Source organism: Streptomyces sp. S6 (assembly GCF_054880855.1).
On record NZ_JBTYMC010000207.1, the window covers coordinates 1 to 12259 of the forward strand.

Annotated in this window: 12 protein-coding genes, 1 pseudogene and 1 riboswitch; of the genes and pseudogenes, 4 read left to right on the forward strand and 9 right to left on the reverse strand. The window is 72.5% G+C overall.

Features of this window, described 5'->3' with window-relative positions; all coding sequences use genetic code 11:
- From ACVNF4_RS24495 to ACVNF4_RS24520, 6 genes are all read right to left on the reverse strand, one after another.
- The coding region (locus ACVNF4_RS24495; RefSeq protein WP_461805033.1) for an ATP-binding cassette domain-containing protein at positions 1 to 288 on the reverse strand (288 nt) is incomplete at its 3' end.
- Positions 285 to 1295, reverse strand: a complete 1011-nt coding sequence (locus tag ACVNF4_RS24500) for a FecCD family ABC transporter permease (protein ID WP_461805034.1) — start codon at positions 1293 to 1295, stop codon at positions 285 to 287. The genes ACVNF4_RS24495 and ACVNF4_RS24500, both read right to left, overlap by 4 nt.
- Positions 1292 to 2302, reverse strand: a complete 1011-nt coding sequence (locus ACVNF4_RS24505; protein ID WP_461805035.1) for an ABC transporter substrate-binding protein — start codon at positions 2300 to 2302, stop codon at positions 1292 to 1294. Before ACVNF4_RS24505 ends, ACVNF4_RS24500 begins: the two co-directional genes overlap by 4 nt.
- Positions 2303 to 2384: 82 nt before the next feature.
- Positions 2385 to 2545: riboswitch (cobalamin riboswitch) on the reverse strand.
- A gap of 24 nt (positions 2546 to 2569) precedes the next feature.
- The gene (locus tag ACVNF4_RS24510) at positions 2570 to 3130 is read right to left on the reverse strand and encodes a GNAT family N-acetyltransferase (RefSeq protein ID WP_461805036.1); all 561 of its coding nucleotides are present in this window, start codon (positions 3128 to 3130) and stop codon (positions 2570 to 2572) included.
- A gap of 59 nt (positions 3131 to 3189) precedes the next feature.
- Entirely contained in the window at positions 3190 to 3711 is a 522-nt protein-coding gene (locus ACVNF4_RS24515) for a GNAT family N-acetyltransferase (RefSeq protein ID WP_461805037.1), read from the reverse strand.
- Between the two features lie 76 nt (positions 3712 to 3787).
- The gene (locus ACVNF4_RS24520; protein WP_461805038.1) at positions 3788 to 4246 is read right to left on the reverse strand and encodes a MarR family winged helix-turn-helix transcriptional regulator; all 459 of its coding nucleotides are present in this window, start codon (positions 4244 to 4246) and stop codon (positions 3788 to 3790) included.
- A 129-nt stretch (positions 4247 to 4375) separates the two neighbouring features.
- Between ACVNF4_RS24520 and ACVNF4_RS24525 the strand changes: the two are divergent.
- A pseudogene (locus tag ACVNF4_RS24525) lies at positions 4376 to 4769 on the forward strand (MFS transporter); the annotation flags it as partial.
- 213 nt (positions 4770 to 4982) lie between these two features.
- Here the strand turns inward: ACVNF4_RS24525 and helR are convergent.
- The gene (gene helR / locus ACVNF4_RS24530) at positions 4983 to 7112 is read right to left on the reverse strand and encodes an RNA polymerase recycling motor ATPase HelR (RefSeq protein WP_461805039.1); all 2130 of its coding nucleotides are present in this window, start codon (positions 7110 to 7112) and stop codon (positions 4983 to 4985) included.
- 24 nt (positions 7113 to 7136) lie between these two features.
- Positions 7137 to 8327 carry a glycosyltransferase gene (locus ACVNF4_RS24535; RefSeq protein ID WP_461805040.1) on the reverse strand — a complete coding sequence of 397 codons (1191 nt, stop codon included), beginning with the start codon at positions 8325 to 8327 and terminating at the stop codon, positions 7137 to 7139.
- A gap of 222 nt (positions 8328 to 8549) precedes the next feature.
- Between ACVNF4_RS24535 and ACVNF4_RS24540 the strand changes: the two genes are divergently transcribed.
- Positions 8550 to 9431: an LLM class F420-dependent oxidoreductase gene (locus ACVNF4_RS24540; RefSeq protein ID WP_461805041.1), complete on the forward strand. Its 882-nt coding sequence runs from the start codon at positions 8550 to 8552 to the stop codon at positions 9429 to 9431.
- Between the two features lie 63 nt (positions 9432 to 9494).
- Here the strand turns inward: ACVNF4_RS24540 and ACVNF4_RS24545 are convergent, their stop codons facing one another.
- Positions 9495 to 10049: an NAD(P)H-dependent oxidoreductase gene (locus ACVNF4_RS24545; protein ID WP_461805042.1), complete on the reverse strand. Its 555-nt coding sequence runs from the start codon at positions 10047 to 10049 to the stop codon at positions 9495 to 9497.
- Between the two features lie 118 nt (positions 10050 to 10167).
- Here ACVNF4_RS24545 and ACVNF4_RS24550 point away from each other — a divergent pair, with 118 nt between their 5' ends.
- Positions 10168 to 10824: a TetR/AcrR family transcriptional regulator gene (locus ACVNF4_RS24550; RefSeq protein ID WP_461805043.1), complete on the forward strand. Its 657-nt coding sequence runs from the start codon at positions 10168 to 10170 to the stop codon at positions 10822 to 10824.
- Positions 10825 to 10971: 147 nt separating this feature from the next.
- Positions 10972 to 12000, forward strand: coding sequence for a LacI family DNA-binding transcriptional regulator (locus tag ACVNF4_RS24555; protein ID WP_461805044.1), 1029 nt, complete (start codon positions 10972 to 10974; stop codon positions 11998 to 12000).
- The last annotated feature ends 259 nt before the right edge of the window (positions 12001 to 12259 follow it).

The window sequence follows — 12259 nt, forward strand, 5'->3', positions numbered from 1 at the left end:
GTCGGCGACCGTCAGCGCGACCTGCGTGTCCGCCTGCTGCTCGACGACGGCGACCCGGCGCGCGACGGCGCGGCGCCCGACGTCCGGCAGGGGACGGCCGTCCAGCGTGACGACACCGGAGTCCGGCGCGAGGACACCCGCGAGGAGCCGCAGGAGCGTCGACTTGCCGGAGCCGTTGGGGCCGAGGAGGCCGGTGACCTCGCCGGGGCGCGGCGTGAGGGTGACGCCGTCGAGGACGAGCGTGCCGCCCGCCGTGCGCCGGACCCGGTCCGCGTTCAGGCCGTTCACCGCGCCCCCTTCGCCCGGTACAGCACCGCCACGAACGCCGGCACCCCGATCAGGGACGTCACGACCCCCACCGGGACCTCCTGCGGGGCGAGGACCGTGCGGGCCAGGGTGTCCACCCACAGCAGAAACACCGCGCCCGCCAGCGCCGTCGCCGGCAGGAGCCGGGTGTGGCCGGGGCCGGTGAGGGCGCGGGTCGCGTGCGGGAGGACCAGGCCGACGAAGCCGATCGCACCCGCCGAGCTGACCAGCGCCGCCGTCAGCAGCGCCGTCGTGCACAGCAGGACCAGCCGGGTGCGGGCGACCGGGACGCCGAGCGACGCCGCCGCGTCCTGGCCGAACGCGAACGCGTCCAGGGTGCGGGCGTGGCCGACGCAGACCAGCAGCGCCGCCGCGAGGACGACCGCGCCGACCGTGACGTCCGCCCAGTCCGCGCCGCTCAGCGAGCCCAGCAGCCAGAACAGGACACCCCGCGTGGTCTCCGCGTCCGCCGCCGTCATCACGACGAACGACGTCAGCGCCGAGAACAACTGCATCGCCGCGACCCCCGCGAGGACCACCCGGTCCGTCGTCCCGCCCAGCGTGTGGCTGAGCAGCAGCACCAGGCCGAACGACAGCACCGCCCCGATGAACGCCCCGCCCGACACCGGCACGAGGCCCCCGCCGACGCCGAGGACGACGATGACGACCGCGCCCGTCGACGCGCCCGAGGAGACGCCGAGGACGAACGGGTCGGCGAGGGGGTTGCGCAGCAGGGACTGCATGACCGCGCCGCACACCGCGAGCCCGGCGCCGCACACCGCCGCGAGGAGCGTGCGCGGGAGCCGGAGGTTCCACACGATGCCGTCCCTGAGGGGGCTCAACTCCGTGCGGCCCCAGCCGAGATGGGACGCGACCGACGCCCACACGTCACCGACGGCGATGTCCGCCGGGCCGATCGTGATCGCCAGCGCGACCGAGCACGCCAGCAGGGCGAGGCCCCCCGCGCCCAGCAGGAGCCCCCGCGTCATCCCGCGAGGCCGTCCGCGCGCAGCGCCGCCGCGACCTTCTCGATCCCCTCGACCGTGCGGATCGTCGGGTTCATGGCCTGGCCCGACAGCAGCACGTACCGCTTCTTCCTCACGGCCGTCATGTTCTTCGTGACCGGGTTCGACTCCAGGAACCCGATCTTCTTCGCGGCGGTCTCCGCCGTCTGCTGCCTACGGGTCAGGTCGCCGATCACCAGGACGTCCGGGTCGCGGTCGGCGACCGTCTCCCAACTCACCTGCGGCCATTCGTCCTTCGTGTCGTCGAAGACGTTCTTCGCGCCCAGCGTGCGGGTGATGACGCCGGGGGCGCCGCAGCACCCCGCGAGGTAGGGGGACTGGGAGTTGGCGAACCAGTAGAGCAGCGTGGCGCTTTGGGCCTTCAGTCCCGAAGTCGCCGTCGACACCCGCTTCTTGAGGTCGGCCACCAGTTTCTCGCCGCGCTCCTCGACGCCGAAGATCCTTGCCAGGTCCAGGACTTCGCCGTAGATCGCGTCGATCGCGAGCGGCCGGGTGCGGGCGCCGTCGCCGTCCCCGCCGTTGTCCTTGCCGACGCAGTCCGAGGGGGAGAGGTACGTCGGGACGCCGAGCTTCTCGAACTGCTCGCGCGGGGCGACGCCGCCCTTGCCGAGGGTCGAGGCGAACGAGGCGGCCACGAAGTCCGGTTCGGCGTCGAGGACCGTCTCCAGGGAAGGGGCGTTGTCCGCGAGACGCTCGACCTTCGCGTTCTCCTTCGCCAGAGCCGGGGAGACGGGGTCCGTCCAGGTCGCCGTGCCGGCCATGCGGTCCGCGAGGCCCAGGGAGAGCATGATCTCCGTCGTCCCCTGGTTGAGGGAGACCGCGCGTTTCGGCGGGGCGTCCACGGTGACCTTCTGCCCGCAGTTCGTGAGCGTCACCGCGTCGGCGGCGCTCTTCTTCTGGGAGGACCCGCCACAGCCCGTCAGCAGGACGGCGGAGACGAGGAACAGGGCAGCGGGGCGTGCGAGCCGCACAGAGCATCCTTCGGCGTCGAGGGCTCGTACGCGAAGCCCGGTCGTACGGTCCACCCCCGACCGTCTTCCCGGCCGGAGGCCGCCAGCAGGTCTTCGGACTCGGGGTCACCCGAGCGGTGCGCCTTCCCGGACGAACTCGCTTTGTCCAGTGGCCTGTTGCCCCGCCCGTCACCCTCACCGCTGCGCGTCAGCTCCGGATTCCCACCGGATTCCCTGCCCCGTGCGCCGACTTGAGCACACAGGGGTTCGACTGGCTCCCGGAAGTTATCACACGGCCCGATCCCGCCACTCCGCCGCGAGCAGCGCGTACACGTACTCGCTGCCCCACTCGCCGTCCCCGTCCACGTCGTTCTCCACGAGGTGCGCCTCCCTGCGCATCCCGAGCCGCTCGCACACCCGCACCGACCCGGTGTTGCGGGTGTCGAGGCGGGCGAAGAGGCGGTGGACGCCGAGTGCGGTGAAGGCGAGGCCGGCCGCCGCCCGTGCCGCCTCCGTCGCGTACCCCTGCCCGCCGTGCGCCGGATGGAAGACCCACCCGATCTCCGCCTGCCGCGCCCCGGCGCTCGCCAGCTTCAGCACGACCTCGCCGACGACTCCCGGCCCGTCCTGCGGGCAGACCGCGAGCACCAGATCGTCCCCGTCCTGCGCCCAACCGGAGCCCTGCGCCCGTCTGGTGAGCGCCTGGGCGCACTGGCCCCGGCTCAGCGGCGGCCGGTAGAGGTAGCGGGCCACCTCGGGCAGCCCTTGGTAGGCGTACAGGTCGTGGAGGTCGTCCGGGGTGAAGAGGCGCAGGCGCAGGCGGTCGGTGGCGAGGGGGAGCGTGATCACCGGCTCACGGTAGCGCCGGGGGCGGGCCGTACGCCCCCGGGTTCTCCGGGTGCCGCCGGTCATGGCCGCCGGAGGGTTCGGCGCCACCGGACCTCGCCGTCCTGCCACTCGCCGGTCGCGGTGAGCCCGGCGCGGGCCGCGACGGCCGCAGACGCCCCGTGATCGGGGTGGACATGCGCGACGACGGTGTCCACCCCCTTCTCCGCCAGCCACCCCACCAGCCCCCGGGCCGCCTCCCCCGCGATGCCCTGCCCCTGCCAGGGCGTGCCCACCACCCAGGCGACCTCGGCCTCCCGCACCGCGCCGTCGGTACGGACCGTCGCCTGCACGGTGCCGGTGAGGCAGCCGCCCGCCCGCAGCCGGATCACCCAGTTCAGCCACTCCACCCCGGGGTCGGGGGAGCCCGCTGTGATGCGCCGGTACCGGGCGCGCAGGGCTGCCGGAGTGTCCGGGGCGCCACCGACGAAGGTGTGCAGCGCCGGGTCCGACAGGACGTCCGCCATCTCCTCGGCGTGCTCGACCCGCAGCGGCACCAACTCCAGTCGCCCGGTGCCGATCACCTCCGCCACGAGCGCGTTCACCTCTCGGCGGCGGCACGGATCGCCGCGAGCCGCACGGACCACTCGCACCCGGCAACGCACCACCCCCACCCTCCCCCTACCCCTCCCGAGGCCACGGCCGCCCCCCGATCGCCTCGATCCCGTTGTTGAACCGCCGCAGATACCCCGCGAACGCGGCGATGTCCTCGTCGGACCAGTCGCCCATCACCCGGTCCAGCACCTCGACGATCCCGGTCCGCTCCTGATCCAGCAGCCGGGCCCCCTCCTCGGTGAGGCGGAATTTGCGGGCCATGCCGCCGGCCGGGTCGGGGATGCGTTCCAGGAGGCCCGCACGGGTCGCCGCGGCGGTCTGCCGGTTGAGTGTCGACGCGTCGAGGCCGAACGCCTCGCTCAACTCCCCGATGGACATGGGCCCTTGCATGAGGATGCGGCTCAGCATGATGTACGCGCTGCGGTCCATGACCCCGTCGGTCCGCCGCCCACCCCGCTTGCTCATGAACGAGTGCCGGCTGAGCAGCATCTGCTCGTATTCGACCTGGTGAGTCGGCGTCTCCATGAACCAATCCTGGCACAGGCGCGACGACGTGAAGCATGCTTGATACATAGGGAATGCATGATGCACATCCCTTGTGAGGAGCGGCCCGTCCGACGCCGCCCAAGCCCCTGAGAGAAAGCCGGGTCCGCCATGGACGCCTCTCGACCCACGGCCCGCGCAGGCGCAGTGGTCGCCACGCTCGCCTTCGCCGGAACCACCGCGGCGATCATGCAGACGCTGGTCACACCACTGATCGCCGAGCTGCCGAAGATCCTGCACACGACGTCGTCGAACGCGGCGTGGGTCATCACGGTCACCCTGCTGGTCTCCGCGGTGTGCGTCCCCGTGGTCGGCCGCCTCGGTGGTGTGCGCGCTGGCCTCGGACGTCGTCACGATGATCGTCGGCCGGGGCCTGCAAGGCATGGGCATGGGAGTGGTCCCCCTCGGTATCGCGCTGCTGCGGGACGTCGTCCCGACGGAGAAGCTGAGCTGCTCGATAGCCCTGGTCAGCGCGTCGATGGGGATCGGCGGCACCCTCGCCCTCGTCTCGGTCGGCATCGCGGCGGCCATCCCGACGGCGAAGCCCGTGGACGACTCGGAGAAGTCGGATCAGGAGCCGGAACAGGCGCGCGTCTGAACCCTGGTGCACGGCGGGGCGCACCCATCCCGGAACCCGGGCGACCACGACAGGCCGAGCACGCCCCGCCCCTCGTCCACCAGCCGCACGTGAGGTCCACCTCCGGCAGGAACGCGGCCCTCAGACCTCCCCGCCGAGGACCACGAGCCGACTGGTCGCCCGCGTCATCGCCACATAGTGATCCACCGCCCCGAACCGAGCCGGCTCCACCAGGACGACGAAGTCGAACTCCAGCCCCTTCACCAGCTCGGGAGACAGCGACCGCACCCGAGCGCTCCCCGCGTACGAGGGAGCGCCGATGACACACGCGGTCCCCTCCTCGGACGACGCGAGCCACTCCCCGACGACCGCCTCCAGGTCGGACACCGGCCCGTACAGCACCGGCAGCCCCGACTTCCGTACGGACGTCGGCACGTTCGCGTCCGGCAGCGCCGCCCGGATGACCGGCTCGGCCTCGGTCATGATCTCCTCGGGTGTGCGGTAGTTGACGCTGAGGGACGCCATCGTGACCCGGTCGAGCCCGACCCGCTTGAGGCGTTCCTCCCACGACTCGGTGAACCCCTGCCGGGCCTGCGCCCGGTCCCCGACGATCGTGAAACTCCGGGACGGACACCGCAGGAGCAGCATCTGCCACTCCGCGTCGGTGAGTTCCTGCGCCTCGTCGACGACGATGTGCGCGAACGGCCCGGCGAGCAGGTCGGGTTCGACGACCGGCGCCTGCGGGGTGGCCAGGGAGTTCTGGAGGTCCTGGCCGGTGAGCATCGACATCAGCATGCCCTCCCAGTCGTCGTCGCCCCGCTGAAGGTTCTCGGTCACCTGCGCCCGGTACTCCCGCTCGGCGGCGGCCTCCGCCTCCTGACGGCGCCTGCGCCGGGACGCCTTCGGGTCGCCGAGCCGCTGCCGGGCGGCGTCGAGGTACGGCAGGTCGGACACCGTCCAGGCGTGCGCGTCCGCGCGCTGGAGGCGGCGCACCTCGTCGCCGGTGAGCCAGGGCGCGGCCAGCCGCAGATAGGCGGGGACCGTCCACAGGTCACCGACCAGGTCGGCCGCCTCGACCAGCGGCCACGCCTGCGAGAGCGCCGACGTCAGCGGCTCGATCTGGCGCAGCATCCGCTGGAACAACTGGAGCGGGACGTCCCCGTCGTACTTGTCCCACAGGATCTCGACGAGCTTCGCCCACACCTCCTCGCGGCCCTCGTTGTGCGGGGTGCCGGGTTCGGGCGCGTCGAACGCCTCCGCCCAGTCGGCGGCCGTCAGCGGCACCAGTGCGCGGTCGACGGCGATGACCATGCCCTCGGCGGGCGGGTCCTCGTAGAAGCGGACGGCCCGCTCGACCGCCTTGACCAGCGCGGCGGACGACTTGAGGCGGGCCACCTCGGGGTCGTTCTCCGCACCCGCCCGCGCGCCCTCGGCGACCAGGTCGCGCAGGATGCACGTCTGCACACCCTCCTCACCGAGGCTCGGCAGGACGTCGGACACGTAGTCGAGGTAGGGCCGGTGCGGGCCGACGAACAGGACGCCGCCGCGCCGGTGGCCGAGCCGGGGGTCGGCGTACAGGAGGTGCGCGGTGCGGTGCAGGGCGACGACGGTCTTGCCGGTGCCGGGACCGCCGTCCACGACGAGCGCGCCGCGTGAACCCGCGCGGATGATCGCGTCCTGGTCGGACTGGATCGTCGCGAGGACGTCCCGCATCCGCTCGGACCGGTTGGATCCGAGCGAGGCGACGAACGCGGACTGGTCGTCGAGCGCGACGCCCCGCTGAAGGCCGTCGGCGGTGAACACCTCGTCCCAGTAGTCGCCGACACGCCCGCCCGTCCAGCGGTAGCGGCGCCGGGAGACCAGGCCCATCGGGTTCGCGTGGGTCGCGGCGAAGAACGGCTCGGCGGCGGGGGAGCGCCAGTCGACCAGCAGCCGCCGCCCCTCGTCGCCGGTCAGCCCGAGCCGCCCGACGTAGACGATCCCGTCGGGGGTGACCATCCGGCCGAGGCACAGGTCGAGGCCGAAGCGGCGCAGGGTGCGCAGCCGGCTGCCGAGCCGGTGCACCTCGATGTCCCGGTCCATCGCCGCCTGCCCGCTCCCGCCGGGCGCCTTCAGCTCGGCGTCCAGCAGCCGCGAAGTCTCCGCGATCGACTCCTCCAGGCTCTTCGCGACGGCCGCGAAATGCCGCTCGTCCTCGGCGATCAGCGCCGGATCGGCCTTCGCGGACAGCCGCTCCGGCAGGTCGAAGGCGCTGGTGGTGCGGGGGTCCATGAAAAACTCCGTACGTTCCGTGGCTCAGCCCGCCACATCGATCAACAGCTTCGCGGCGACGTCCGCCCCGTCCGCCCGCACAGTCTGCGCGACCTCCGCCGCGCGGACGGCCGTCCCCGGCTCCAGCGCCGTCCCCAGCGCCGCCGACAGCGACGCGTACGTCGGCACCGGCCCGTCGTGTGCCACCCCGATCCCGAGCGCCGTGACCCGCGTCCCCCAGTAGGGCTGGTCCACGATCTGCGGGACGACGGCCTGCGGCACCCCGGCGAGCGCGGCCGTCGTCGTCGTGCCGGCGCCCCCGTGGTGGACGACGGCGGCGACCCGGCGGAACAGGGCCTGGTGGTTCACCTCGCCGACGACGTGGCAGTCGGCCTGGTCGTCGACCGGCGCCAGTTCCGCCCAGCCGCGCGCCAGCAGCACCCGGCGACCCTGCGAGCGGACCGCCTCGACGGACGCGCGGGCCACGTCGGCGGAGGCTCCCCGCAGCGCCATGCTGCCGAAACCGACGTACACGGGTGGCTCCCCGGCGTCGAGGAACTCCGTCACGTCGTCCGGCAGCGGGCGGGTGTCGGGGAGGATCCAGGCGCCGGTGCGGACGACGTTCCGGTCCGTGGGGGCGAGGACCTCGTCGGCGGCGAGCCAGGGGCGGTCGCCGAAGACGTGGTCGCGGACGTTGGTCAGCGGAGGCAGGCCGCGCGCGGTGCGGTGGGTGTTGAGGGCCTCGCCGTACAGGGCGTCGACCTTCTCGCCGTCCAGGCCCCACAGGACCATGTTGTCCTTCTCGTCCGGCGGGAACGGCTTGCCCGGACGGGGCAGCGGCGGATAGTCGGGGGAGGGGATCGAGGTCGGCTGGAACAGGGCGAACACGTAGGGAATGCCCCGCAGTTCGGCCACCGAGCGGACCCCGGCGGGGAGCAGGCCGGTCGCCAGGACGGCGTCGCAGCCCTCGGCCGCCTCGCCGACCGTCTCGAAGTGCTCGGCGACCAGGACCTTCGCCGTGGCGAACGGGTCGGGCTTCGCGCTCGACACCAGCTTGCGGACCGACATCCCGAACGGCACGACCTCCGCGCCGGTCGACTCCAGGACCTTCGCGAACTCCTCGTCCGGGGGTACGCACACCCGGACGGCCACGCCGTGCGCGCCCAGCCGTGCGGCGAGCCCGGCGAGCGGTTCGACGTCTCCGCGCGACCCGAACGACATCAACAGCACACGCATTCCCACAACCCCCATTTACGCAGGTGGAACAGGTCAGGTCGGTGATTGTGCGGCATCCGGGGGGCCTTGCCGCAAGGCCCCCCGTGCGCTATAAGTTAAGAGTGGCAAGGAGAGCGCTCGCTCCCTTGCCTTCTTTGTTGTCCCGGCTCGCCTTGACTTCGAGAGCGCTCGAAGTCCTAGCGTCGTGCGTGTCAGCGAACGTCCGGTGAGCGGAGACGGATCATGCACGTCGGTGTGCACATCAATCGTTTCGACCATCCCGAGGGACCGGCGGCGCTCGGCGCCGAACTCGCCGCCACCGGCGCCGCGGCGGAGGCGGCCGGGGTCGGCCGGCTGTCGGTGATGGACCACTACTTCCAGATGGAGTTCAACGGCGGCGCCGAGGACCCGATGCTGGAGGCGTACACGACGCTCGGCTTCCTCGCCGCGCACACCTCCACCGTCAGGCTCGGTGTCCTGGTGACCGGCGTGACCTACCGCCACCCCGGGCTCCTCGCGAAGATCGTCACCACGCTCGACGTCCTGTCCGGCGGCCGTGCCTGGCTCGGGATCGGCGCGGCCTGGTACGACCGTGAGCACGCGGGCCTCGGCGTGCCGTACCCGGCGGTCGCCGAGCGGTTCGAGCGGCTGGAGGAGACGCTGCGGATCTGCCGGCAGATGTGGGACCCGCAGGACGACGGGCCCTTCGAGGGCGCCCACTACCGGCTCGCCGAGACGCTGTGCGTGCCGGCGCCGCTCAGCTCCCCGCACCCCGAGATCGTCATCGGCGGCGGGGGCGAGAAGAAGACGCTGCGGCTCGTCGCCCGGCACGGTGACGCCTGCAACCTCTTCGCGTCCACCCCGCAGGAGGTGCGGCACAAGCTCGACGTGCTGCGCGGGCACTGCGAGGCGGAGGACCGGGACTACGACTCGGTCACCAAGACGCTGACGTATATGGGCGGGGCCGCCGCCGAGAGCGATCTCGACGGGTTCCTCGGGGACATGGCGGGATACGCGAAGCTCGGGATCGAGACGGTGATCCTGGGGCCGGTCATGGGGAACCCGGCGCGTTGGATCGAGGAGTTCGTGGGGCGGGCGGTGCCGCGACTGGCCGAGCTGGACTGAGCGCGAGCGCGGAGAAGGGGCCGGAGAGGTCTCCGGCCCCTTTCCGGGGTTTCAGGCCCTGGGTCAGGCGGCGACGGCCTGGCCCTTGATGCTGGCGATGACCTCGGCGAGCTGGCCGGCGACCTCGGCGTCGTCCGCCGGGTGGGTCTCCGCGAAGCGGGTCAGGGAGCCGGCGATGGAGAGCTTGGCGTCCTCAAGGACCTTGGCGCCGGCGATGCCGACGGCCTTGCGGGCCTCGTCCTGCGCCCAGACACCGCCGAACTGGCCGAAGGCGGTGCCGACCACGGCGACCGGCTTGCCGTTGAGGGCACCGGCGCCGTAGGGGCGGGACAGCCAGTCGATGGCGTTCTTCAGGACGGCCGGCATCGTGCCGTTGTACTCGGGGGAGAAGAGCAGCAGCGCGTCGGCGCCGTTCGCGGCGTCACGCAGGGCGACGGCACCGGCGGGGACGCTGCCCTCGACGTCGATGTCCTCGTTGTAGAACGGGACGTCGGCCAGACCCTCGAACAGCACGACCTCGGCGCCCTCGGGAGCGACCTTGGCGGCGGCCTCGGCGAGCTGGCGGTTGGTCGAACCGGCGCGGAGGCTGCCGACGAGAGCCAGGATACGGACAGACATGGGGACTCCCATAAGTGCGGAACGGTGCTGTGGGGATACGGACCGAGGTCCGTTTAAACTTGTATCACCCTAACCGGACCACGGTCCAGTTTCATTCCCGGTGCTTTACGCTGAGTTCATGTCCGCCCTTCTGCCGCCCTTCGTGAACCCCCCGGAAGACCCCGCCGAACCCGAACTGCTCCAGCTCGGAAAGGCCGACGACGAGCCGTGCCTGCGGGCGGACGCCGCGCGCAACCGGGCCCGTCTGCTGGACGCGGCGGCCAAGCTGGTCGCCGAGCACGGCGCCGCCGGCGTCACGATGGAGGCCGTCGCCACCGAGGCGAACGTCGGCAAGGGCACCGTCTTCCGCCGCTTCGGCGACCGCACCGGCCTGCTCACCGCGCTGCTCGACCACTCCGCGCGCACCTTCCAGGCCGCGTTCCTCTCCGGCCCGCCCCCGCTCGGCCCCGGCGCCCCGCCCGTCGAACGGCTGCACGCGTTCGGGCACGCGCTGCTGTGCACCACCACCGACCACCTCGACCTCCAGCTCGCCGCCGAGGCCTCCGCCGACCGCCGTTTCGCCAACGGCGCCTGGCGCTTCATGCACAGCCACGTCGCGATGCTGCTGCGCCAGTGCGTCCCCGACGGCGACCACGAACTCCTGGCGCACGCCCTCATGGGCTACCTGAACCCGGCGCTCGTCCACCACATGGTCCGCCAGTGCGGGGAGCCCGTGGCGCGGCTCGAAGCGGGCTGGAGCGACCTGGTCGACCGGGTGACGAGACCTGTCGCCTGAACGTGGCGCTCCGTGTGTGACGAACCTCTCGTCACATCACGACACCCTGGTCACAGGGCGTACGGACCGGCCGGGGGGACGTCGGCCTGTTCTCCCCTTGCCCCGGTACGCAGACCCCGGCGTTGCATCTGCCAAGATGCCCTAGTCATGGTGCAGATACCCAGAACGCCCGTACCGCCCGCGCCGCGGTCCGTGCCCACCAGCGCCGATGTCGCCCGCCTCGCCGGAGTCTCCCGGGCGACCGTCTCCTACGTCCTGAACAACACCAGCGCGGTCAGAATCAGCGAGCCCACGCGCCGCCGCGTCCACGACGCCGCCCGCGAACTCGGGTACGTCCCGCACGCGGCGGCCCGCAGTCTGCGCGCCGGTCACAGCCGGCTGGTGCTGATGCCCTCCCCGGAGGTCGCCGCCGGCCCGCTGTACAGCCGGTTCGTCCACGACCTCCAGCAGGCGCTCAGTCAGATCGGCTACACCGTCGTCCAGTACGGCGCCAGCGGACTGCGCGGACAGGAAGCCGTGCGTGCCTGGGCCGAACTGCGGCCGGTCGCCGTCCTCCTGCCGGGCGACGGGATCAGCGCCGAGGGCGTCGCCGTCCTCAAGCGCGCCGGGACCAGGGCGGTGGTCGCCCTCGCGGCCGAGCACCTCCCCGGCAGCCACACGCTGATCCTCGACCACACCGACGTCGGCAGACTCGCCGCCCGGCACCTGTACGACGGCGGCAGACGCCGGATCGGGGTCGTCGTCCCCGTCGAGCGCGGGATGGACATGTTCTCCGCGCCCCGGCTCGCCGGTGTCCGCGCGGAGCTGGCCGGGACCGGTGCCACGGTCACCGAGCTGCCGCTCGCCCACACCGAGGAGTCGGCCGCCGAACTCGCCGCCCGCTGGCCCGAGTTGGGGCTCGACGGGCTCTTCGGCTACAACGACGAGTACGCGCTCCCGCTGATGCGTGCCCTTGAGGACGAAGGTGTCCGGATCCCCGAGGACGTCGCCGTGGTCGGCGCCGACGACCTGTTGATCGCCCGGCTCTCCCGTCCCCGGCTCACGTCGGTGGCGATCCGGCTGCCCTCGGGGCCCTTCCTCGCCGACCTCGTCGACCGCGCGGTGCACTCGCCGGGGACGGAGGCCCAGTACTGGGACGCCGTCCAGGTCGCCCTGGTGGTGCGGGAGTCCAGCTGAATTCGAAAAGGTGTGACGCACGTCATCCGTAACTCTGTTCGACATGACTAGGCTGTTGCGTATTCAACTAGCCGTGTGAACGGAGAGTCGCAATGACGCTGCTCGACCCCTCGACCTGGACGGCCTTCGCGGGCCCCGGACACCCCGTCGTCGAAGCCGCCACCGGAGAACGGCTCGCCACGGTCACCCTCGCGGGCCCCGCGGACGTCGCCACCGCCACCGAGGCCGCCCACGCCGCCCAGCGGGAGTGGGCGGGCAC

What these genes read in the sequence shown, in the direction of transcription:
- ACVNF4_RS24520 (WP_461805038.1), bottom strand. Translation starts at nt 4,246, where the DNA reads ATGGAGACGCCGACTCACCAGGTCGAATACGAGCAGATGCTGCTCAGC.
- helR (WP_461805039.1), bottom strand. Translation starts at nt 7,112, where the DNA reads ATGGACCCCCGCACCACCAGCGCCTTCGACCTGCCGGAGCGGCTGTCC.
- ACVNF4_RS24545 (WP_461805042.1), bottom strand. Translation starts at nt 10,049, where the DNA reads ATGTCTGTCCGTATCCTGGCTCTCGTCGGCAGCCTCCGCGCCGGTTCG.
- ACVNF4_RS24500 (WP_461805034.1), bottom strand. Translation starts at nt 1,295, where the DNA reads ATGACGCGGGGGCTCCTGCTGGGCGCGGGGGGCCTCGCCCTGCTGGCG.
- ACVNF4_RS24540 (WP_461805041.1), top strand. Translation starts at nt 8,550, where the DNA reads ATGCACGTCGGTGTGCACATCAATCGTTTCGACCATCCCGAGGGACCG.
- ACVNF4_RS24550 (WP_461805043.1), top strand. Translation starts at nt 10,168, where the DNA reads ATGTCCGCCCTTCTGCCGCCCTTCGTGAACCCCCCGGAAGACCCCGCC.
- ACVNF4_RS24535 (WP_461805040.1), bottom strand. Translation starts at nt 8,327, where the DNA reads ATGCGTGTGCTGTTGATGTCGTTCGGGTCGCGCGGAGACGTCGAACCG.
- ACVNF4_RS24555 (WP_461805044.1), top strand. Translation starts at nt 10,972, where the DNA reads ATGGTGCAGATACCCAGAACGCCCGTACCGCCCGCGCCGCGGTCCGTG.